The following is a 22,975-nucleotide window of genomic DNA, read 5'->3' on the forward strand; positions in this document are numbered from 1 at the left end:
ACTTTTCTAATGTAAGAATTCAAAAGCACCGGCAACGGTTGAACTCAATCGTTGTCGGTGCTTTTATGCTTTATCGGAAAAATTGGGTCATTGGAAAACTGCGTGCCACGTTTTTCCGGTTTCACCATGTCTTCCACCATGGAGATCAGTGGAAACACATCGTTGTAATGTTTCTGTATAAACATACCGTTTCGTTCCTGGAACAGCTGTTTGGCCAGCTTGTCAACGACTGGTATCACGATTCGTTCATGCTGGCACAGCATGGGGGCCACATGGTCTATACTGCCTGTCACCTGATAATTCAGGCAGCCGCAGTGACAGTTGCAGCGGCCCATGACGGCACAGCCCTTACACTCCTCTTTTTCCAATTCATTGCGTTCAAACAGTTCCGTACGCTTTTTCTCATCGATTCCGCCCACGACATCCCCAATCGAGAACTCTCTGTGTCCAACAAACTGGGTACAGGGATAGAGGAGACCGTCAGGGGCGACGGATATCTGTTTACGCCCCAGCTCACACCGTTCGTGGCAGTACTGTTTTCCCTGTATATGGCTGGCTATCTTCACCTCAAAGGGGCTGAAATAGAATTTTTCCTCCCGCTTCGTCAGTTCATAGTAAAAATCAGCCAGTTCCCGGTACTGGCGTCTTAATTCGTGAACCGATTCCTTCGTCCAGTTCCCCGCGTAATTCAGGCTGCATATAAAATAATGAAAACCCTTCTGCCACAGTTCCTTCACCCCCTGCGCATACTCTGCCGCTGTTTCCGGTGAGACGGTCATCATCACCGGCGCATAGGGGCGCGAGACCAGGAGCATGTCCGTCACGGCTTCCAGGCGGTCATACGTGCCCGCTCCGCTGTGATCCCGCCTGAAGAAATCGTGAGCCGCTCTCGTTCCGTCGTGGGACAGAGCGATAAATATATTCTCTTTTCGGGAAAACTCCAGAAAATCCCGGTCCAGCAGCGTTCCATTGGTCGTCATCTTAAAATGAAACCGGACAGGACTTTCCCGTTCCATGGTCCTGCAGTATGCCACCGTATCGCGAATCGTATCGCAGCACAAAAGAGGTTCCCCTCCAAAGAATATAATACCGCAGGAAGGCTCTCCAAAAGCGGCTGCCAGACGGACTGCGTGTTCCGCGGTGGAACGGTTCATATACTCCGGTTTCTGACATACGTAGCAGTAACCGCACTGCAAATTACAGTCATTGGTCAGGTGCAGGGTCATATGCATCAGATTACCCCCTGCCCCTTCAGCCAGTCTATGAAGTCCCTTACCTGCGCCTTTAAATTCTCTTCGGCAGCTGCCCGTGCCATCTCATCCTGCTCTTCTGACATAGCCGCCCAGTAGTTTCCTTCTCTGCCTTCGTACTTCTTCTGGATTTTATTGTACTCTTCGATCAAATCGCTGTAATAATAAGGATCATAGAATATTCCCACGACCTCTTCCGGAGAAGTCTTTTCCAGGCTTTTTTGCAGCCTCACCGCGGTATTCCGCATCGCATAGTTCTCTACGGTTGCATATACGCCTTCTTCCGTCTCCTTCCAGTTCCCGACATCTGATTTGGATACAAACTCAATGGCGATCTTCTTATCCGGATCCCAGCCATCTGTCTGGAGACTGCCTTTCACCGTTTTTTCTTTCGTCTTTTCTGGTTCGGGATAGATATGTGTGACGGGAAGCTTTACATTTTTTAACTCCGGCGCGGCCTCCTGTGTCAGTAAGAGGCCGCCGTAGGTTTCCGCCTCTGCCCGTATGATCTCAAATGCCTCCTCTTCAGACAGAAAGTATGGCGAAACGACAGAAACACAGCCGTAGGCTCCGCTTCCACCGCCGTGAATAAAGACCGGAGCGACCCGGTCCGATACTTCCTGGACGCCTTCCGTGCTTGCACCGCAGGCGCTTAAGGATACGGTCAGACCTAATGCAGTCATAACGTATGCGTTCTTTTCCCATCTGGACGGAATTCGTCTCATCAGCTGCGGATCCGCCAGTATCTCCTCTTTTACCGGGTATCCGGGATTTTTATATCTGGTTACCGTTTTTACCTTCATAGCTCATCCTCCTCTGCGGGAATTCGCTGTGTGCTTCCTCTGTGTGCTTCCGCGTCCGGTTACTGTTTTCTATTAGAAAAGTATACCAGATTGTCCGGATGAAAGCAACATTTGCCCGATGAAGGGAATCAGTACGGTACCTCCGACGCAGGAAAAAGCAAGGCTTCTTAAGTCTTCCCCAAAAGCCTTGCTTTTTCCTGTATCTTCAATAATAGAAATCTGCTTTGACGATCCCCGGACGGAACCATCCCTTCCTTGTATATCACTTTAGCGTAGCCTGAATCAGCTTCTCATGGCTGTGAGGCTCCGCCAGTTCCAGAACGCGGTTTAAGTCAAGGCCCATGGCCTCCGTGATCCGGATGCCATACTCTTCATCGGCCCAGTAGCAATGAACGGCATGGCGGTATTTAATATTCTCCGTGACAGACGCAATATTTCTCGCGGTGTTGCCGATCAACAGCTCCCGCTTGTCCTCTTTCAAAACTCTCCACAGGTCGCCGCCTGCCCGGAAGCAGTCGTCTGTTGGATCATCCTGGGGATCATAGGCATACATCGCCCCGGATAAATCCAGCGGCGGTTCCATGACGTCAGGCTGAGCGGCCCAGTCTCCCATGCTGTTCGGTGAATATGCGGGAGCGCCGCCGTAATTGCCGTCCGTCCGCATGAGTCCGTCTCTGTGGTAATCGTGAACTTCGACCTTGGGACGATTAACCGGAATCTGATTGTAGTTGACGCCAAGACGGTATCTCTGCGCGTCGCCGTAGACAAATAAGCGGCCCTGCAGGAACTTATCCGGTGAAAAACCAATTCCGGGAACGACATGGGCCGGTGTAAACGCGGACTGCTCGACTTCTGCGAAATAGTTTTCCGGATTGCGGTTTAACTCCAGCACGCCCACCTTCTGAAGCGGGAATTCCTTATGACGCCAGATCTTTGTGATATCAAACGGGTTTTCATAATGATTCCGCGCCTGTTCCTCTGTCATAATCTGGACATACATAGTCCAGCGCGGATATTCGCCTTTTACGATCGACTCATACAAATCACGGCCATGGCTCTCCCTGTCTTTTGCGATCAGCGCCCCGGCCTCTTCGTCCGTCAGGTTTTTAATCCCCTGCTGGGTAATAAAATGGAATTTACACCAGAATCGCTCATTGTCTTTATTGTAAAAACTAAAGGTATGTTCTCCATAGAGATTCATATGACGGAAAGACGCGGGAATTCCGCGGTCAGACATCACAACGGTCGTCTGATGGAACGTCTCCGGCAGTAGCGTCCAGAAATCCCAGTTGTTCTGCGCAGAGCGCATGCCGGTCTGAGGATCGCGTTTTACCGCACGGTTCAAATCCGGGAAATTATGGACATCACGGAGGAAGAAGGTTGGTGTATTATTTCCGACCAGATCCCAGTTTCCTTCTTCTGTATAAAACTTAATTGCCACGCCGCGGATATCGCGCTCTGCGTCAGCCGCGCCCCGTTCCCCCGCTACCGTTGAAAAACGTACAAAAAGATCTGTTTTTGTGCCCTTCTGCAGCACCTTTGCCTTCGTAAAAGCGGAGATATCCTCGGTACATTCAAAGGTCCCATAAGCGCCCCAGCCCTTGGCATGCATACGCCTCTCAGGAATTACTTCTCTGTCAAAATGTGCTAATTTCTCCATAAGCCAGACATCCTGCATCATGACAGGGCCTCTCGGACCCGCGGTCAGCGAATGCTCATTTTCAGCGACAGGTGCTCCTACTTCATTGGTCAGTTTTTTCGCTTTTGTATCCATAATTACCTCCTTCTTTCATAATTTTATTATATTCCTACATTTCCCAAAAGTCAAAATATATTTGTATATATTGTATATGCACCACCTCTATATGTGATATATAATTGTCAAATTACACAATATCTCTTTATAATTTTAAAATCATCTTCTGACAGGGATAATCAAAGACAACCAGTTCCTCCGCGTCTGTAAACCCGCAGGAATGGTAACATGCCCGCGCCGCGATTCCCTTTGGATCACCGTCCTGAAACGTAACGACAGAGACCTGATCGCCGGTTTCGAAGCACTCAGCCATCTTACGAATAAGCCCTTTTGCCACCCCATTTTTCCGATAATCCGGATGGGCTGCCAGAAACGTGAGTTCTTTTCCCGCCTTTGTGAATAGAATCAGACCTGCCGATGTGCCATTCCTGTCGTCTATGAAAGCCTCATTCATACCGATTGCCTCACTAAGTGCCGCCAGAAAATCCTCTTCCTTATATCCTGCAAAATCATCTTTCACCAATTCCATCATAGACAGAATCATTTCTTTATCTTCCTGTAGTACGTATCTTACCATAGTCCCTCCTTATGCCTGCCAATCTTCTGTATTACTACACAGTAGTTTAACACAGGCGACCGTCAGCAGCAACAAAAAATTGAGCCAGGAAAGCACTCAGGATTCCATCGGGATTCCCAAGTGTATGCCAGAAAAAAACAATCGTTCGTGTTCGTGATACAAATACACTTCTTTCGAAAATGTCCGCCCAATGCGGAATATTTTTCTTGCTATTTGCCCTGCCTCCCCTTATAATGTAGGTATCAGATACACGGAAACCGTATTTTTTCCATAATCAAGCAGTGTAAAGGGGGTAATATCATGCAGGAACAAACCATGTGGGCATTGACGAAAAAGAAACCGGAGGAAGGGCTCTGGATGGAGCGCGTGCCGGTTCCGGCCGTTGGACCGAACGATGTAAAAATCAAGATCCATAAGACGGCCATCTGCGGTACGGACGTACACATTTATCAATGGAATGACTGGGCACAGCACACCATTCCGATCGGCCTGACCGCAGGCCACGAATATGTGGGCGAGATCGTGGAGACAGGCGCGGGCGTAACCGGACATCAGGTGGGGGATCTGGTATCCGGTGAAGGCCATATCACCTGCGGTAAGTGTAGGAACTGTCTGGAAGGCCATAAGGAAAACTGCCGGGATGCAAAAGGAGTCGGTGTAAACCGAAACGGAGCGTTTGCGGAATATCTGGTGATTCCGTCCTCCAACGTGTGGCCCTGTAATCCGAATATTCCGGAGGAACTCTACTCCATCTTCGATCCGTTCGGCAACGCCACCCATACAGCGCTCTCCTACGACCTTCTGGGCGAGGACGTCCTGATTGCCGGGGCAGGCCCTATCGGTATCATGGCCGCAGCCATCGCAAAATTCTGCGGAGCGCGCCATGTGGTCGTGACGGATTTAAACGATTACCGGCTGGATCTGGCGAAGAAGCTGGGGGCTACAAGAACGGTCAACTTAAGAAAAGAGACGCTGGCCGATGTGATGAAATCCATCGGGATGACGGAAGGCTTTGACGTGGGCATGGAGATGTCCGGAAGTCCGGCCGGTCTTTCCGATATGATCCATAACATGAAGCACGGCGGTAAGATTGCGCTGTTGGGACTCCAGGGACGGGAAACCACGGTTGACTTGGAGACCGTTATATTCAATGGCCTGAATCTTCGCGGCATTTACGGCAGAAAAGTCTGGGATACCTGGTATAAGATGACCACCATGGTTCAGGCCGGTCTGGATATATCGCCGATTATCACTCACCGGTTTGATATCCGCGATTACGAAAAGGGATTTGAAGCTATGATTTCCGGACAGTCGGGCAAAGTAATTCTGGACTGGTCCCATATCAATGATTAAGGAAAAAGGAGATTTGAAAATGGCACGCAAAAACGATATTTTAAGTATTTATACGAAAGAAGTGGAAGACATCAGGGAAGCCGGCCTGTTTAAGGGAGAAGCACCGATCGCTTCCGCCCAGGGCGCCCGCGTAAAGCTGGAGGATGGCAGGGAAGTCATCAACATGTGCGCGAACAACTATCTTGGCCTTGGCGACAACCAGAGACTGATCGAAGCCGCAAAGAGAACGTACGACAACCGGGGCTACGGCATGGCTTCTGTCCGTTTCATCTGCGGAACCCAGGACATTCATAAGGAACTGGAAGCAAAGATTTCCAATTTTCTTGGAACAGATGATACGATTCTTTACTCCTCCTGCTTCGATGCCAATGGCGGCCTGTTCGAGACGATTCTCACAGAGAACGATGCGGTTATCAGCGACGAGTTAAACCACGCTTCCATCATCGACGGCGTCCGGCTCTGCAAAGCCAAACGGTATCGTTACAAAAATAATGATATGGCCAATCTGGAAAAGAAGCTTCAGGAGGCGGCGGCGGCCGGAGCAAGAATAAAGCTGATCGCCACTGACGGTGTTTTCTCCATGGATGGAATTATCTGCAACTTAAAGGGGGTCTGTGATCTGGCAGACCAGTACCATGCGCTGGTCATGGTGGATGACAGCCACGCAGTAGGCTTCATCGGAAAGCACGGCCGCGGAACGGCGGAATACAACGGTGTGGAAGGCCGCGTGGATATCATCACTGGTACTCTCGGCAAGGCCCTGGGCGGAGCGTCAGGCGGATACACTTCCGGGCGCAGGGAAATCATCGATCTGCTTCGTCAGAGAAGCCGTCCATACTTATTCTCCAACACTCTGGCCCCTGCGATCGTCGGCGCCAGCTTAGAACTGTTTGACATGCTGGAGGAAAGCACGGAGCTGCGGGATCATCTTGAGGAAACCACCGCATACTACAGAAAGCAGCTGACGGACAACGGATTCGATATCATTCCAGGAACCCACCCTTGCGTGCCGGTCATGTTGTATGATGAAAAACTGGCTGGAGAATTTGCAAAGAGAATGATGGCAAAGGGTGTCTATGTCGTGGCTTTCTCGTTCCCGGTCGTACCAAAGGGGAAGGCGAGAATCCGCACCCAGGTATGCGCAAGCCATACAAAAGAAGACATTGATTTTATTGTAAAATGCTTCATGGAAGTTCGGGAAGAAATGGGCCTTAAGTAAAGCGGATATTCGGTCTGCAGCCGTAAGGGTATAAGGAAAAGGAAGTGATTTCGGCGAATCACTTCCTTTTCCTTATATCATGCCCTTATATCATGTAAAATTACAATCCTATTCCCGCAATCCTTTTCCTTCTCTCAAGGAATAGATCCCATAGGAAATGCTTTGAATCAACATGATCAGGCCTAACAGCAGGATCGACATACTGCCCGTTCCCATGTTTATCTTTCCTATAAATGCGATCACAAGTCCAAACAAAAGTGAATGTCTCGTTATCTGAAATGCCTTATAGCCGCAGCGGTAAATCTGCAGCCGTTCCGCTTCATCACAGCTCTCTTCCCACGTCCTCAAAAAGGAAAAATCCGCGGGATCTCCCTTTTTCAGTGGATTCGTTTTTTTCACCTGTTTAATAACCGCTATTTCCACACAAACCATGGAGATTGTGGATACTAAAAATACGACCACAGACAAAAGCGCAAACGTGTTTCTCTTATCAAATCCTATGCCGAATGCCATAAACTGAATGACCAAATTGACATTGGTAAGAGTCAAAACAGTATTCTGAGCGTTACCTACCTTTTTCTCCATTACGCCTTCCTCATCGGAATCCATAAGGGGAGACCACTTTTTCGCCTTGTTCATCAAAACCAGGGAGCAGCCTCCCAGTACCAGCCAGACTATCAGCTGAATCCATAAGGCAGACCGTACCGCTCCTACATACAGCAATTCTGCCAGGGATGCAGCCCCCCTTTTAGCAAACATGATGGATCCGGCTCCAAGCACTGCTCCGATCGCCGCCCCTGACAGAGTCCACAGCATTAATTTTAAATATGAATTTTTCACTTTCATTTTGTCTCCTCCTCTTCATACGCAAAAATGTCTTCCACTGTCACGGACAGAATCCGTGCCAGCTTAAGCGCCAATGTCACCGAGGGGGAGTAATCGCCCCGCTCAATTAAGCTGATCGTCTGCCTGGACACACCTGCCAGATTACCCAACTCCGCCTGATTCACGCCGAGCCTTGCCCGGTGCTCCTTCAACCTGTTATATAATGGCATAACTCTCCTTTCCATATGACAATTACCATTTGCAATTTGACAACTATTCTTGTCACCTTAGTATAGCATTGACAACTTTCTTTGTCAACACATTTTGACAACAATATTTGTCAGCCAACCGCTGCATTTAAGGAACAGATCCCGTTATCAATGAATCAAGAACATACAAAATGGGCTGACGTTTAATATATTTTTTAACCGTCAGCCCATCTCTTTTATCAAATTACCGTTTTATTTATCAGATTACAGGCTTATCCCGTCCGAAAACCTGATCAGGCATGCAATGCCCTGATTAACGCCTCAGAAACCAGGTCTTCATCGTATCCAATACCATTACCAGTTCCGCCTCCTCGATCACATACGGAACCATCGCGTACAGATATCTCAAAAACGGACGGCTGAATACCCCACGTTCAAATGCGAACTGCTGGTATCCTTCCAATACAGCCGGATCGAAGACCTCCACACAGACGCAGCCACCCATCATGCGCACCTCTTTTATGCGGCTGTCCTCGAAGCCCTCCATCTCTCTCCTGGTAATCGCCGCAATTCGGCTGATTTTCGCCATATAGTCTTCCGACTCGAAAAGTTCAATCGATTTTAACGCCACACTGCAGGCCAGGGCATTTCCCATAAAAGTAGGGCCATGCATCAGCGCTAGGGAGGGATCATCCCCGTAAAAGCCCTGGTATACCTTGTGGTTCGCAACCGTCACCGCATGCCCGATATAGCCGCCGGTCAGCGCCTTTCCCAGCACCAGAATATCGGGGCATACCAGATCGGCCACAAACCGGTGCCCTGTCCGGCCAAAGCCGGTGGCCACCTCATCAAAGATCAGAAGCACGTCATACGCATCGCACAGTTCTCTGGCCCGCTTTAAGAAAGATATGTCATACATGAGCATGCCACCGGCTCCCTGCAGAAGCGGTTCGACGATCAGGCAGTTCAGTTCGTCGTGATGAAGGTGAAATGCTTCCTCCAGAGCCGGTATTTCCGTCGGTATATGAATAACATTCTTTTTCTCCCCGAAGGCGAAGTGGTAATCCTCATCGTCTCCTACTTCCATCGCTTTAAAGGTATCGCCGTGGTAAGAATGAGTCAGAGACAGGATTTTCTCCCGTCTGATATTCCGGTTTGTATAGAATTGCAGCGCCATTTTCAGGGCCACCTCCACCGCCACGCTTCCGGAGTCCGAAAAGAAGCAGTAGTCTAAATCTCCCGGCAGCCATTCCTGCAGTTTGGCCGACAGCTTTTCCACCGGTTCATGGGTCAGTCCCCCTAGCATGACATGGGAAAAGCAGTCCGCCTGAGACTTGACCGCCTCGGTCAGCACCGGATGCTTATAACCGTGAATCACGCTCCACCAGGACGATACAGAATCTATCAATTTCCGCTCCTCCGTATAAAGACAGACGCCCTCCGCGTTGACAATCCTATAAGGAGGTTTCATCGTCTTCATCTGCTGATATGGATACCAGATCATACGGATACCTCCTCTCCCGGCTCATATAACGACGCCAGTGCTTCTGCCTCCATGGCCAGCTCCGTATCGCCGTCTTTGACACAGGCCAGCACGGTAAGGCCTGTCAGTGATTCACACATGATCCGATTGTCCTCTTCCATCACATCTCCGGGGTGGAAATGGTTGAAAATAATTCCTTTCACGGGAATATTCCGAGCGCGCATGTACCCGGCCGTGAGAACCACATCGTTAATTGTGCCGAGCCCCGCGTCTGCGACAATCAGGCAGGCCAGTCCCAGTTCTCTGATTACATCCTCCAGCTGAATCTTTGCTTTGTCGTAGCAGAGGGGACAGAGGATGCCGCCGCTGCCCTCCATAGTGACGAACTCATACTTCCGGCCTACGACCTCGAAGCCCTCTTTCACCACCTGCATCTGCACCGGATTTCCCTCAAGCCGCGAGGCAAGGTGAGGAGAAAAGGCATTTTCATAGATGTACGGACACATTTCCTCCAAAGGCTGTCCGATGCCGGAGACTGTTTTTACATACAGCGCATCCCCCGGTATCAGGCTCCCGTCTTCCCTGCGTTCATTTCCGCTCATGGCAGCTTTATAGTAGGCAGCGCTGTGTCCGCTCTCATGCAGTTTTTTGATAATCAGACCAGTCACAAACGTTTTTCCGATATCCGTCCCTGTCCCGGTGATAAAAATACTTTTACTCATCGTTCAATTTTACCTCGTATCCAATGTTTTTCAGCAGTTCCATATCCGTCTGTACCGTAATCCCTGCGGTGGTCAGCATATCTCCGCTTATGGCTGCGTTAGCCCCGCTCTTAAAACACATCTTCCCTTTATCCCCTACCAGCCCCCGGCCGCCTGCCAGGCGTATGGAGGCATCCGGGATCAGAAAACGGAATACGGCCGCCGTTCGGCATAATTCTTCGTTGGTGAGAACCGGATTATGTTCATAAGGGGTTCCCGGAATCGGATTCAGCAGATTTACCGGTATCGATTTAACTCCCAGTTCCCTGGCAGTCAGGACCATATCAATACGATCCTCCATAGTCTCCCCCAGGCCAATGATGCCGCCGGAACAGACGTCAAGTCCGGCTCTTACGGCGGCCTTTAAGGTCTCAATCTTATCGCGGTAGGTGTGCGTGGTGCAGACCTGGGGGAAATAACGCTCAGACGTCTCCAGATTACAGTGTACCCGTGATGCCCCGGCACGTTTCAGTTTCTCAAACTGCATTTCTGATAAGAGTCCGAAAGAAACGCATACCAAAATTCCGGTCTGTGCTCTTATTTCGCGTATGCTTTCACAAACTGCATCCACTTCCCGGTCAGAAAGCCTTTTACCGGAGGTCACAATGGAATAACGAAGGACGCCCTGTTCCGCGTTATATTTCGCCTGTTCCACAAGCTTTTCCGTTGACAGGAGCTCATACGCCCCGGTGCAGGCGGTTTGGTAATGGACACTCTGGGCGCAGTACTTACAGTCCTCCGAACATCTGCCGCATTTTCCATTGATAATTGTGCACAGGTCAAATGTGCGGCCGCAAAAGCGGATACGGATTTCATCCGCAGCTTCGGTCAGCTCCTTTAACGGCGCCTCCGCCAGACGCAGCGCTTCTGCCCGATTAATCTGTCCTCCTGCCAATACCCGTTCCTTTAATTCTTCAATCATATTCCCATTCCCCTCATTTTCCTCATAACAGGCTGAATGCGCCTTACAAGATACGCGGCCAGAACGCACAAACAGAGATCACCCGGAACTGCCAGAATAAAGCAGTACAAAAACAGAGGCCACAGTCCGATCGGCGTATTGATGATGAAATTGCAGATGATATAGTAATAAATCATCCCCACACCGTAAACGATGAACAGGCCGGTGAAATTTGCGGTCAGCAGATTTTTAATCGTCAGTGGATACTGCTTTTCAACCATTTTTCCAGTTACATAGCTTGCCAGACAGAAACCGATGATATAACCGAAGCTGGGTTTTAAAAGGTACCAGAGCCCGCCTCCTTCCGCAAAAATCGGAAGCCCGGCCAAGCCTAATATCATATAGAGGGCTACGCTGAGCGCTCCGCCCTTTCCGCCTAACAGCAGCCCCGCCAGCATGGTAAATAAAAACTGAAGCGTAAACGGCACCACGGGCACCGGAATTTTGATAAACGCTCCGGCGGCAATCAGCGTTGTAAACATGGCGGTGTATGTAAGGTTTATCGCCGAGGTGTATTGTAGTTTCTTTTCTGCTCTTTCTGCCATAGTTCCTCCTGTTGCTTTTTTGATTGTAAACTATAATATATATTAAGTTTACAATTGTAATAATATAGATATTACCAATAAATAACGCAAATGTCAACTTGTATCATTATAAAGTTTACATTCTATTCCTGCCAATATAACTGTATTTAAACAAATAATTTAAAGTAAGAATCTCAGAAAACTCCACGCAAAATTCAAAGAGCCATGATATACTGGCTTACAGGAGGAGTAACCTATGAAACGAATTTTAGTTATTGAAGACGAACCCGATATTCAGGAAATGCTTTGTGCATATCTGCGTGATGCCGGTTACAGCGTGTCTGCGGCCAGTGACGGAATCCAGGCGATGGACTGTTTCCACCGGGAAAGCTGGGATTTGATCCTGCTGGACTTAATGCTTCCCAAGATCGACGGCTACGGCGTATGCGAGCTCATCCGCAGGGAATCTGATGTGCCGGTCATCATGGTGACGGCTCTGGATACAGAGGAAAACCAGATCCGCGGATTCGATCTGCAGATCGATGACTACGTGACAAAACCATTTTCCATGCCCATACTTTTGAGAAAAATTGCCGCGGTCCTGCGCCGGACCGGGTCTGATGCAGAAAGCCGTCAGCTCATCTACCGTGACATCGTCATGGACTTAGACGCGTACCGGGTAACCGTAGATGGAGTATTGCTCGATCTGACCACCCGGGAATTTGAACTTTTAAAAGAGCTTTTACAGAATCAGGGGCGCGTTCTGACCCGTTCTGTGCTGTTGGGACAACTGTGGAATTACGATTTTATCGGTGATGAGCGCATCGTGGACAGCCATATCAAAAATCTGCGAAAGAAGCTGAACCGTGACTATATTGAAACGGTAAGGGGGGTGGGATACCGTGTTGAAAAGATTCATTGATATCCGGACAAGTCTGACTGCGCGCATTTTCTTGATGACGATCATGATTCTGCTCATATCCAGCAGTGTAACCTATCTCTTCCTCGCATGGGCGACGCCGATATCCTACCGCTCCATCATTGCCGATAATTTAAACGAAAAGGTGGACCGGCTGATCAGTGATTTGGCGGAAACGCCCTTTGAGGAAAGCGGTCCGCTGATCTCCCGTTTTGAGAAGGAGAACAACGCGGAGATTCGGATTACGGCCAGGGACGGAGAAACGTCCCTCCTGCCCGGCAATGCACCGGAGGAGGATGCTGTGGATTCAGTCATCATAGAAGACGATGGCTCTTCCGTATCCACATGCCGTTCCACTGCTACCGCAGTCTTTGCCGATTCCTCGGAAGTGGAATATACGAGTACAGACTGGAATGCGGCCGTAACGTTTAAGGGAAGCGGCAAGCCGTATGATTTAAGCGTCGTTATCCGCGTTTCCGCTGTCAATGAGACCTCCGAGGCCATGCGGCGCGTGCTGCCCTGTCTTATTCTGATCATGCTTGTCATTTCCCTGCTGGGGGCTCTTTTTTACTCCCGCTGCATCACCCGGCCCATTGTCAGGCTCAGCGTTATCTCCCGAAAGCTGGCGTCCCTCGATTTCGACTGGAAATGTCCGGAGACACGAAAAGATGAAATCGGTATGCTTGGCAGAAATTTAAATGAACTCTCCGACCATCTCAGAGAGGCATTGTCCGAACTCCGGGACGCGAACGATTCTCTTCAGCAGGACATCGACCGCGAACGCGAGATGGAACGCCGCCGGTCCGCCTTTTTTGCCGCCGCTTCCCACGAACTGAAAACACCGATTACAGTCCTGAAAGGACAGCTTTCCGGTATGCTGGCCGGGGTGGACATCTATCAGGACCGGGATAAATATCTGGCCCGTTCTCTCGCTGTAACCGGCCGCATGGAGAAGCTGATTCAGGAAATGCTGACGATTTTCCGTATGGAACAGGACGACTCCGCTGTCCGCAGCGATCCGGTCAGCTTGACGGAACTGATTCAGGAACAGCTTGACCTGGCCGAAGATTTCGCACAGTTGAAAGAACAACAGATATCCGTCTCTTTACCGCCAAAAGCCGTGATCCAGGGAGACCGGGTCCTGTTGAGCTGCGCCATATCCAACCTGCTGACCAATGCGCTGAAATACTCACCGGACGCGGCTCTTATTTCAGTCACTCTCTCCGAAAAGGACACGGGGTTTATCCTGGACATAGAGAACAGCGGAGTCCACATCCCACCAGAATCACTCCCCCGCCTCTTTGAACCCTTTTACCGGGTAGAAGCATCCCGTAGCCGTGAAACCGGAGGCAGCGGTCTCGGGCTCTATCTTGCCAGGATGATTCTGGACCGTCATGAGGCCGTGTGCACGGTCATGAATACCGGAATCGGAGTCCGGGTGACGGTGAATTTCAGTTATCAAAAAATCGACAGTCTCCATGAAAACTACACATAAAATCCACCTCACCTCCAAATGGATCATTTATAATCAATGGGAATAAACGCAGGAGGAAAAACAATATGCGGATCACTATTGAACATGTAAACATGATCTATCCAACAGGAAAGCAGGCGCTTCACGATATCAGCCTGACGATGGAAAGTCCAAGCCTCATTGGCCTTCTCGGCCCCAACGGCGCCGGAAAATCAACGCTGATGAAGCTGCTGGTCGCAGGGCTTCTGCCGTCCTCAGGAGATATAACCGTTGACGGCGAGCCCCTGGTGAAATGTGAACAAGCTTTAAAGGCAAAACTCGGCTGCCTGCCCCAGCATTTCGGACTTTACGACGAGCTTACGGTCTGGCAGTTTCTGGACTATATGGCTGCTCTCAAGGGCTGTTCTGACAGCAGAGCCGCTATTGACGAGGCGCTCGCTGCCACTGGCTTAAAGGAACTGCGCAAAACCCGTATACGGACTCTGTCCGGCGGACAGCGCCAGCGGGTAGGAATCGCACAGGCTCTGTTGGGAATGCCTGAATTCCTGATATTCGATGAGCCTACCGTAGGCCTGGATCCCGAGGAACGTATTCGTTTTCGGAACTTATTTTCAGAAACGGCGCAGAACAAACTGGTGCTGTTGTCCACTCATATCATCGACGATGTACAGTCTGTGTGCAACCGTCTCATCATCATCGACCATGGCCGTATCCTTTTCACAGGTACTCCCGAGGAGCTGATCCGTCAGGCTTCCGGGCATGTGGGCGTGTTTCCCTGCGCTGCCAGTATACGCAGAGATTCTGGCCTTCACATCACCTCCCGGATCAATACGGCAAAGGGTGTGCTCTGCCGCGGCGTGGCAAAGACTCTTCCACCGGAGGCCGAGGCGGCAGAACCCACACTGGAGGACGCTTATCTCTACCTCATCACAAAGGAGGGGCAATAATATGAATGCATCCTCACTCTTTCGTGTGGAATTCGGCCGTCTCATGCGGAACCGTCTGGCCTGGCTGGCCGCCGCACTGACCGCGCTGGCCCCAATTGCCGGCTATTCCTTTTATCATCCTACCTTCGGAGATTCCATGGGCGCGCTCTATCTGGCGAATCCGATGCTGACCGGCGGAATGGCAGGGACGCTTCTATTCGCCCTGCTGATCCTTGCGGCCCTGGATCAGCCCGCCCGGAGCGGCACTGCAGCCCTCATAGAGACGATTATCCCGCCTGTGAAGATGCACGCCATACGGCTGCTGGCTGTGTTGAGTCTGGCTGTCCTGACGTCCCTGGCTGTCGGGATTCTCTACCTTCCGTACACCATGTGGAAATTAAATATCGTGTTCTCCTTCTCAGATTACTGGCTGGCCGTTCTCTTATTTCTGCTGTCAGGTCCTGTCATGGGGACTCTGGCTGCTGCCATGGCGATTCAGATAACCGGACGGCTGGATGTGAGCGTTCTTGCACTGCTGGCCGCTGTGATCTTTTCGCGCAGCCGCTGGTGCAGCCAGTATTTTCTCGCTCACTGGAATATTCCTCTGGTTTCCACCCTGTCCGACGCCTTCGGGAGCGCTGTCGTATGGCGCACCGCGTTCTACAGCCGTCTGGTCTGGCTGTGCCTGCTGGGCGGCGGCTGGCTTCTCTCTCTTCTGTGTGTCCGGCAGTACGGAAAAGGGGCAGCCGGTTCCCTGATTCACAGAATCAAAAGACCGGTACTCCCTATTTTCTCCATACTGCTTCTGCTTCTGGGTGCTGTCTTATGGAACAGGCAGCCCTTTATAGACCACTGTCCCGAGGACTGGATTTCCATGGAGACAGCCGATCGTTTTCATGAACATCTGACCACAGAGAGTACATCCCTGAGCGTGACCATCGACAGCTTCCTGATGGGGACTCTATCGGGGGAAGCCTCCTGGCAGATTCGCAACAATTCCGGCAGTCCACAGGAGCTTTACTTTAATTTAAACAGTGGCTATCGTGTCCGTTCCATCACTGCAAATGGGGAGCCGCTTCCTTTCGAGGATCTGAAAAATGACTATATCGCTTCCAGAGAGCTGCGGTGTACGCTGCCTGCGGATGAGGAAATCAGCCTTGTGATTACATACGGAGGCATGCCCCGCATCTGGAATGCGCAGGAACGGGAGCTGTCCGGAAACTACATCAGCAGCAGAGGCATTTATCTTGCAAGCCACCATCTCGCTCCCACGGTAGCAGGCTGCGCCCCCGTGGAGGATGAAGATACGCCTGTCACCTTAACCATCACGCTGCCGGCTGCTATGACTCCCGTCTCTACCGGTTCTCCAAAGCAGCTTTCCGATAATCGTGACGGGACCGTCAGCTGGGTCATTACCGATCAGGGAACCGAGCGGATCCAGCTGTTTGCCGGAGACTATGTCTATAAAGAGCTGGCTACAGGCAGCGGTATGCCTATCCAGTTTTACTACAGCAAAAAATACCAGTCACGCCTGGAAAACGGAGCCCTGGAGCTGATGGAACAGGCCATCGCCTACTGCACCAGTCACTATGGTCCCCGTTCCTTTACCGAAGACAAACCGTTTAAGATCGTCCAGCTGACTGCATTTCAATTCGGTGGTTTTGCTAACCGCAGCATCAGCGGCATGGGGGAAACGTACTTCAGCGACGAGAATCTGGGCAATCCGGACAAAGGACCGGCCAGCGCCGAGGTCCTGGCCCATGAAATCATCCACCAGTGGTGGGGCTTAGGCGCAACGCTGTATGATCCGGAGGACGAGGACTGGAATGACGAGGGAATCACCGTCTATACCACCTACCGTCTTATGAGAGAAATTATGGGCGAAGACTATGCCCGGGAAAACTATACAGACAAATGGAAGGCTGTCATGGAGGATCAGCACGCGTCCTTTTATCAGCGCCATCCGGAATACTTAGACCGCCTTCCAAAACGCTACTCAAATGAGATTCTGGCCTCCGAAAGCAGCGCTAACTGGTATGACGGCAACGCCCTGATGATCTACCGCGCCGCCGAGAAGGCAGGTCCGCAGAAAATTGATGAAATCTGGTCCGAACTCTACACCAGGCAGGCCTCTGGATCGTCCGATATGATCACGCTGAAGGATTTTTTAGATGCCTGTGGCTTAAAGAAAGGGGAGGTGGAACGTGAATAAGATATTCCGATATGAGCTGCGCCGTATGGTGTTCAGCAAATTTTACCTCGGCTTAGGCGCCGTAACCATCTGGTATGGATGGCAGATATTAAATACCACAACGATTCTGGGCACAGCCCATACCGCGCCCTTTTCCCCCTGGAGTTTTGGCAGCTATCTGTCACAGCTACTGCCCCTGCTCTGTGTGGCCCTGCTGTTCCTTGTGTGGAACCAGTGCAGCAATACGGCTCGCCGCACAGCTGTGCTGACCACCACGGCGGCGCAGAATCCGGGTGTCTACCGGCTCATAAAATGCGGCGCTGCGGCCGCGGCCTGGCTTTTGCTGGTTCTTCTTCTGGCAACCCTGGGAATCGGATTCCTGCTGGCCTTATTCGGCGGGGACGTCCCTGTCGGTGAGTACGTGGTGCCGGCGCTGACGGCGGTCCTGCCTCCGATGATCCTTCTGCTGGGAATCGGTATGCTGGCGGGACAAATTCACGCCTCCCTCCTTTTCCCTTTGATGGCACTGGTATTCGGGATAGGCTTTCTCCCGCTTCCCGAAAGCCTCGATCTCTACAGCGGCGCTCTTTTCTCACATTACCCACTGACACTGGAATACCTGGATCCCGCGTTTTCCATGCCGCTCTCGTCCGTAGCAGGAAAATGTGCCATGGTTCTCATTGGCGCTGCGGCATTTATTTATATGCAAAGGCCGGAACTGTTTCATATTCATAAACGGAATGTTCCATGGTCGGCTTGAAACGGTGATAGAATTTATCAATAAAATCTAAAGTCCACAGGACATAACGCCTCGCCCTCTATTTCAATAATATCATCGAGGGGAATTACCGTTCCATCCAGCAAAATCAGTACTTCCCTGTAACGATCCACTTTCCTGACACGGCCATGGACAGTGACATAGGAACCGCCGGCTTTTCGCTCGTCTGCAACGAAAAAGATGACCGTTACGGCTGGCTGTTCCTTTATTTTTTCTATCAACAGCAGCAGTTTATCATTCAAAATCTCCTTGCCGTTTTCATCAAGTTCAATCTTCTGGTCAGTCAGCCGCGCCGTTTCCTGAATGGCCGCATCATGGCCGGTCAGGGCCGCAAACGGAGAAAACTGCGCCGCGCGGTCAGATACCGCCATGCTGGGATGTATAGTGGAAACATGATGGGGCAAATGAATGATGTCGTCATAGCGATCTGGTCGATCCGTCTCTCTCTGCATGGATACCTCCTGTATAATTATGCCTTATGACCGCCGATCTGGTGGTTGCGTTCGATTGTCATGGCCCCCTCTTCGAGGTTCATACCTTTTAAGAGGGCATTTTTCCCGAATTTCTTCTTAATATCCAGGACAGCCTTCTGAAGCTGTCTTTCCCGTTCCAGCTCCTGCTCTTCCCGCTCCCTCTGCTTTTGAAGAGCCTCGTAATCGGTAAACAGATCCATCTGTTCAAAGCTCTCCTGCCTTGAAATGCTGCTTTCCTCCACCACATGATTCACGGTAATGTAAATCCTGCGGACCAGCAGATCCTGATCAACGATCCTGTCGAACATATCCATGGCGGCATCCATGATCAGTTTTGTGGAAGAAGTCTGCCGGTTTAGATTCACCGTTCCATGTGCGTGTTTCGGAACCCTGCGGCCGTAGTGGTCTGTGGTGACAGCTCCCTTATACTTTTTACTGATCTCAGGCCTCGTCAGATTCTCAATATCGTAGCCCACAGTCAGCACCACCTGATCTGTTACAAGGCCCTTATCAACCAAATCCAGCACCAGCAGATCTGTCATCTCCTGGACGATCAGTCTCGCCTTCGCATAGTCGTAGGGACACTGCAGCACCTGGCCGGCGCCGGTGCTGTTCGTCTCCGGTTTATAAGCCTTCACGTCTGCCATCGTACAGGGCTCCCAGCCCCACGCATGGTCTATGAGAAGCTCTGCGTTGATGCCGAACAGCTTGTAGAGCAGCTCCTCATTATGGTAATCCGTCGGCTTCCCCAGGGAGCATCTGGCAATGTCCCCCATGGTATACAAACCGGCGGCCTCCAGCTTCCTTGCATACCCACGCCCCACTCGCCAAAAATCCATAAGCGGTCTGTGTGTCCATAATATGCGGCGGTAGGAATCCTCATCCAGTTCCGCGATTCTGACCCCATTCTCATCCGGCGCGATGTGTTTGGCTACGATATCCATGGCGACTTTCCCTAAGTACAGGTTCGTCCCTATGCCTGCCGTGGCCGTAATACCAGTCTCCTTTAACACATCCATGATCATCCTTCTGACAAGCTCACGGGCTGTAAGCCTGTAGGTATGCAGATAGTCGGTCATATCCACGAACACCTCATCTATGGAATAAACGTGGATATCTTCCGGCGCAATGTAGCGCAGATAAATATTATAAATCCTTGTACTGTATTCCATATACAGCGCCATGCGGGGTGGTGCTACGATATAGTCGATGGAATGGGCCGGATCCGCCTCTTTCACCTTCTGAATCACCTCAAACAATCTGGCACGCCCCGGAATACCATAGGACTTGAGCGCCGGGGAAACCGCGAGACAGATCGTCTTGCTCGTCCGGCTTGCATCTGCCACGACAAGGTTGGTGGTCAGCGGATCAAGCCCGCGTTCGATGCATTCCACAGAGGCGTAAAACGACTTTAAGTCGATGGCCGCATAGATTCGATTTTCAGATGTTTTCATAGCTGGATGCCTCCAATACAAACATATGTTCTTGTTAAGAATAGAATACCACAATTGCTGAAAAATATCCAGTGAAATGATAGTTGGGAAAAAATAGTACTGCAATCGATTCTGTAACTTCCATCGGAGACAAGTGAGCTGGCGGCCTTCCATATCGGTTAAGTTCTCCCCTGTTTCTGTCTGCAGCTTATAACCAGAGTACCGTCCGATCATAACCGACAGCGTAACAATAATACAAATCCACAAACAAAAACCCCCGGAGGAAATCCTCCGGGGGTCTTCATTGCACTTCATGTTCATGTCATAGAGATTGTTGAAAATTAGTCTTCAACGCTGATGATTTCTTTCTTGTTATAAGAACCGCAAGCCTTGCAAACTCTGTGAGGCATCATAAGTTCGCCGCACTTGCTGCACTTAACTAAGTTCGGAGCACTCATCTTCCAGTTTGCTCTACGTTTGTCTCTTCTAGCTTTAGAAGATTTGTTCTTTGGACAGATAGACATGGTTACACCTCCTTAAACTGTTTAAAAATATCCTGGATGACCGCCATTCTGGGGTCCAAAGACCTTGTATCGCAGTCGCAAGTCTCATGGTTGAGATTTGTTCCACATCTATTACAAATCCCCTTACAGTCTTCACTGCAGAGAACCTTCATAGGCAGATTCAGTATGAGTTCATCACAAACCAACTGGTCCACATCCAGATTATAACCACTTAAATATGGTTGTTCATCGAGATCTTCTACACGCTCTTCCTCGGATTCATTCAAATCCAGAGTGCGGATAATATCAAATTCCAACGGTACTTCCACCGGATCGAGGCAGCGGTCACACGGAACTTTCAGAGTAAGCTTTGCCTTCCCCTCAATTTCCAGCTTCCGGTTTCCCAGATTCATAATTCGCAGAACCACCTTATCCTTGGAGGCCACCTCATAATCGCCGTTAGGGCAATGATAGATGTCCATTTCAATATCGGGTGTATAAGTTTTCTCTTTCCCTTCCAGGGTAAACAACTCTGACAAATTAATAAGCATATTAATCTCCATTAATACGCACCTATGCTATTATACACAGGCGCGCATCATTTGTCAACATAATATTTCCAATATTAAACAACCAGTTATTTCACAAGAGCTAAGGTTTCTCTGGCGATGGACAGCTCCTCGTTGGTCGGGATTACGCATACCTTTACCTTGGATTCCGGAGTGGAAATGGTCACTCTCTTTCCTCTTGCCTTGTTGATTTCAGGATCGATCTCGATGCCGAGATATCCTAAATATTCGCACACAGCGCCTCTGATCGGCTTATCGTTTTCACCGACACCAGCGGTAAATACGATGGCGTCAACGCCGTTCATAGCAGCTACATATGCGCCGATGTATTTAGCCACACGGTAGATGAATGCCTGGATCGCAACATCTGCCTTATGGTTTCCTTCGCCCTGTGCCTTCTGAACATCTCTGAAATCACTGGATACGCCGCCAGACATTCCGAGAATACCGGATTTCTTATTCAGGATATTCAGGACTTCATTGACATCCTTGCCCTCTTTGTTGCAGATAAACTGTACGACAGCCGGATCGATATCACCGCTTCTGGTACCCATGATCAGGCCCTCTAACGGAGTTAAGCCCATGCTGGTATCAACGCACTTGCCGCCGATGGAAGCAGATACGCTGGCGCCGTTTCCTAAATGGCAGACAATAACTTTTGCTGTCTCAGGGTCTAATTCACAGTACTTGATCGCTTCCTTGGATACGTAGCTGTGGCTTGTCCCGTGGAAGCCGTAACGGCGAATGCTGTACTTCTCATAATATTCGTAAGGAATCGCATATAAGCTTGCCTTCTCCGGCATCTTCATACCAAATGCAGTATCGAATACGGCTACGTTCGGTGTTCCCGGCATCGCTTCCTCACACGCTTCAATTCCCATTAAGTTTGCAGGATTGTGAAGAGGTCCTAAATCGAAGCAGTCGCGGATTACTTTCTTTACATCCTCATTAACAACGATGGAGTCGCTGTAGACAGTCCCTGCGTGCAGTACGCGGTGTCCGACTGCAGAGATTTCGCTGGTATCCTTGATCACGCCGTATTCCGGATCTACCAGAGCGTCCATGACCATTTTGATCGCTACCGTGTGATTCGGCATCTCTTTTTTAACTTCCAGTTCTTCCTTGCCTGCTGCCTTGTGGGATAAATTGGAGCCTTCGATACCGATTCTTTCACACAATCCTTTTGCTAAAACCTCTTCGTTCTCCATATCGATTAACTGATATTTTAAGGAAGAACTTCCACAGTTGATAACTAAAATCTTCATTTTACAGTATTTCTCCTTTTATTATTTTACGATTTCGCCGTACTGTTCTCTGCCACAGGCAGCGGCATTGGATTCATCCGTGTCAATATGCATAGCCAGCGCATAGCTGTCGCTTACACGAACTACTACGTCGCCGAATACAAGGCTTCTGCCGTCTGTATCAACCTTAACGGAGACAATATCGCCGTTCTTAACGCCCAGTGCCTCGGCATCTGCGTTGGTTGCATGTATATGACGCTTTGCAGCGATTACGCCCTCTGCGATCTCAATCTCTCCGCATGGTCCGACGATCTTACATGCTCCGCTTCCAGCGATGTCTCCGGATTCCTTAATCGGTGCCGCTACGCCAATGGCACGGGCATCCGTTAAAGAAAGCTCTACCTGAGTTGCCTTTCTGACCGGTCCTAAGATGGATACGCCGGCTAATTCTTTTTTGGAACCTACAATGGTAACTCTCTCTTCGCATGCATACTGTCCTGGCTGGGATAAATCTTTCTTTCTTGTGAGTTCATATCCCTTACCAAATAAAATCTCAAGATGTTCCTGAGTTAAATGTACATGACGCGCTGACGTTTCTACCAAGAATTTCATACCTATATTCTCTCCTGTTCTTTTTAATAATATGAATGAATATTACAATTCTGCTTCTATTCTATGTGCTTTGATTAAAATTTTCAAGTGCTGTCTCGAAATAATTTGCATTTTTTATGAAACAATTGCATA

Annotated in this window: 23 protein-coding genes; 7 read left to right on the forward strand and 16 right to left on the reverse strand. The window is 50.0% G+C overall.

Going from position 1 to position 22,975, the window contains the following annotated elements:
• Positions 1-44: 44 nt before the first annotated feature.
• The 4 genes from H8S75_RS13975 to H8S75_RS13990 form a co-directional block, all read right to left on the reverse strand.
• Positions 45-1,232 (reverse strand): radical SAM/SPASM domain-containing protein, encoded by a 1,188-nt coding sequence (locus H8S75_RS13975; protein WP_187022144.1) that lies wholly within the window; start codon positions 1,230-1,232, stop codon positions 45-47.
• The gene (locus H8S75_RS13980) at positions 1,232-2,053 is read right to left on the reverse strand and encodes a metalloprotease (protein ID WP_187022145.1); all 822 of its coding nucleotides are present in this window, start codon (positions 2,051-2,053) and stop codon (positions 1,232-1,234) included. The genes H8S75_RS13975 and H8S75_RS13980 overlap by 1 nt, the downstream gene beginning before the upstream one ends.
• 262 nt (positions 2,054-2,315) lie before the next feature.
• The gene (locus tag H8S75_RS13985) at positions 2,316-3,827 is read right to left on the reverse strand and encodes a catalase (protein ID WP_187022146.1); all 1,512 of its coding nucleotides are present in this window, start codon (positions 3,825-3,827) and stop codon (positions 2,316-2,318) included.
• Between the two features lie 127 nt (positions 3,828-3,954).
• A complete protein-coding gene (locus tag H8S75_RS13990; RefSeq protein ID WP_187022147.1) occupies positions 3,955-4,386 on the reverse strand; it encodes a GNAT family N-acetyltransferase in 432 nt (143 codons plus the stop codon).
• 300 nt (positions 4,387-4,686) lie between these two features.
• Here H8S75_RS13990 and tdh point away from each other — a divergent pair, with 300 nt between their 5' ends.
• Both tdh and H8S75_RS14000 read left to right on the forward strand, forming a co-directional pair.
• Entirely contained in the window at positions 4,687-5,739 is a 1,053-nt protein-coding gene (tdh, locus tag H8S75_RS13995; protein ID WP_117623498.1) for an L-threonine 3-dehydrogenase, read from the forward strand.
• A 19-nt stretch (positions 5,740-5,758) separates the two neighbouring features.
• Complete coding sequence (locus H8S75_RS14000; protein WP_187022148.1) at positions 5,759-6,958, forward strand: glycine C-acetyltransferase; 1,200 nt, start codon at positions 5,759-5,761, stop codon at positions 6,956-6,958.
• A 108-nt stretch (positions 6,959-7,066) separates the two neighbouring features.
• Here H8S75_RS14000 and H8S75_RS14005 read toward each other — a convergent pair whose 3' ends face one another.
• The 6 genes from H8S75_RS14005 to H8S75_RS14030 form a co-directional block, all read right to left on the reverse strand.
• The gene (locus H8S75_RS14005) at positions 7,067-7,804 is read right to left on the reverse strand and encodes a DUF3169 family protein (RefSeq protein ID WP_187022149.1); all 738 of its coding nucleotides are present in this window, start codon (positions 7,802-7,804) and stop codon (positions 7,067-7,069) included.
• Positions 7,801-8,013 (reverse strand): helix-turn-helix transcriptional regulator, encoded by a 213-nt coding sequence (locus H8S75_RS14010; RefSeq protein WP_025530979.1) that lies wholly within the window; start codon positions 8,011-8,013, stop codon positions 7,801-7,803. Before H8S75_RS14010 ends, H8S75_RS14005 begins: the two co-directional genes overlap by 4 nt.
• 292 nt (positions 8,014-8,305) lie before the next feature.
• Positions 8,306-9,496, reverse strand: a complete 1,191-nt coding sequence (bioA, locus tag H8S75_RS14015; RefSeq protein ID WP_187022150.1) for an adenosylmethionine--8-amino-7-oxononanoate transaminase — start codon at positions 9,494-9,496, stop codon at positions 8,306-8,308.
• The gene (bioD, locus tag H8S75_RS14020; RefSeq protein ID WP_187022151.1) at positions 9,493-10,197 is read right to left on the reverse strand and encodes a dethiobiotin synthase; all 705 of its coding nucleotides are present in this window, start codon (positions 10,195-10,197) and stop codon (positions 9,493-9,495) included. The genes bioA and bioD overlap by 4 nt, the downstream gene beginning before the upstream one ends.
• A complete protein-coding gene (gene bioB, locus H8S75_RS14025) occupies positions 10,190-11,158 on the reverse strand; it encodes a biotin synthase BioB (RefSeq protein WP_187022152.1) in 969 nt (322 codons plus the stop codon). The genes bioD and bioB overlap by 8 nt, the downstream gene beginning before the upstream one ends.
• The gene (locus H8S75_RS14030; RefSeq protein ID WP_187022153.1) at positions 11,155-11,742 is read right to left on the reverse strand and encodes a biotin transporter BioY; all 588 of its coding nucleotides are present in this window, start codon (positions 11,740-11,742) and stop codon (positions 11,155-11,157) included. The genes bioB and H8S75_RS14030 overlap by 4 nt, the downstream gene beginning before the upstream one ends.
• Before the next feature lie 235 nt (positions 11,743-11,977).
• Between H8S75_RS14030 and H8S75_RS14035 the strand changes: the two genes are divergently transcribed.
• The 5 genes from H8S75_RS14035 (at position 11,978) to H8S75_RS14055 (ending at position 17,991) form a co-directional block, all read left to right on the forward strand.
• A complete protein-coding gene (locus H8S75_RS14035) occupies positions 11,978-12,643 on the forward strand; it encodes a response regulator transcription factor (protein WP_187022154.1) in 666 nt (221 codons plus the stop codon).
• Positions 12,624-14,135, forward strand: coding sequence for a sensor histidine kinase (locus H8S75_RS14040; RefSeq protein WP_187022155.1), 1,512 nt, complete (start codon positions 12,624-12,626; stop codon positions 14,133-14,135). Before H8S75_RS14035 ends, H8S75_RS14040 begins: the two co-directional genes overlap by 20 nt.
• Before the next feature lie 65 nt (positions 14,136-14,200).
• Positions 14,201-15,061: an ABC transporter ATP-binding protein gene (locus H8S75_RS14045; RefSeq protein WP_187022156.1), complete on the forward strand. Its 861-nt coding sequence runs from the start codon at positions 14,201-14,203 to the stop codon at positions 15,059-15,061.
• Between the two features lies 1 nt (position 15,062).
• Complete coding sequence (locus H8S75_RS14050) at positions 15,063-17,252, forward strand: M1 family aminopeptidase (RefSeq protein WP_187022157.1); 2,190 nt, start codon at positions 15,063-15,065, stop codon at positions 17,250-17,252.
• The gene (locus H8S75_RS14055; protein ID WP_187022158.1) at positions 17,245-17,991 is read left to right on the forward strand and encodes a hypothetical protein; all 747 of its coding nucleotides are present in this window, start codon (positions 17,245-17,247) and stop codon (positions 17,989-17,991) included. Before H8S75_RS14050 ends, H8S75_RS14055 begins: the two co-directional genes overlap by 8 nt.
• A 17-nt stretch (positions 17,992-18,008) precedes the next feature.
• On the opposite strand, the gene H8S75_RS14060 is transcribed toward H8S75_RS14055, so the two are convergent.
• From H8S75_RS14060 to pduL, 6 genes are all read right to left on the reverse strand, one after another.
• Positions 18,009-18,461 (reverse strand): YolD-like family protein, encoded by a 453-nt coding sequence (locus tag H8S75_RS14060; protein ID WP_187022159.1) that lies wholly within the window; start codon positions 18,459-18,461, stop codon positions 18,009-18,011.
• A gap of 17 nt (positions 18,462-18,478) precedes the next feature.
• Positions 18,479-19,936 (reverse strand): Y-family DNA polymerase, encoded by a 1,458-nt coding sequence (locus H8S75_RS14065; RefSeq protein WP_187022160.1) that lies wholly within the window; start codon positions 19,934-19,936, stop codon positions 18,479-18,481.
• A gap of 320 nt (positions 19,937-20,256) precedes the next feature.
• Positions 20,257-20,439: a 50S ribosomal protein L32 gene (rpmF, locus tag H8S75_RS14070; protein WP_002604249.1), complete on the reverse strand. Its 183-nt coding sequence runs from the start codon at positions 20,437-20,439 to the stop codon at positions 20,257-20,259.
• A gap of 2 nt (positions 20,440-20,441) precedes the next feature.
• Positions 20,442-20,969, reverse strand: a complete 528-nt coding sequence (locus H8S75_RS14075; protein WP_187022161.1) for a YceD family protein — start codon at positions 20,967-20,969, stop codon at positions 20,442-20,444.
• 86 nt (positions 20,970-21,055) lie between these two features.
• Complete coding sequence (locus H8S75_RS14080; protein WP_187022162.1) at positions 21,056-22,252, reverse strand: acetate/propionate family kinase; 1,197 nt, start codon at positions 22,250-22,252, stop codon at positions 21,056-21,058.
• Between the two features lie 21 nt (positions 22,253-22,273).
• Positions 22,274-22,843 carry a phosphate propanoyltransferase gene (pduL, locus tag H8S75_RS14085; protein ID WP_002604252.1) on the reverse strand — a complete coding sequence of 190 codons (570 nt, stop codon included), beginning with the start codon at positions 22,841-22,843 and terminating at the stop codon, positions 22,274-22,276.
• Positions 22,844-22,975 lie beyond the last annotated feature (132 nt).

It is taken from the genome of Hungatella hominis (assembly GCF_014288005.1).
GTDB lineage: Bacteria > Bacillota > Clostridia > Lachnospirales > Lachnospiraceae > Hungatella > Hungatella effluvii.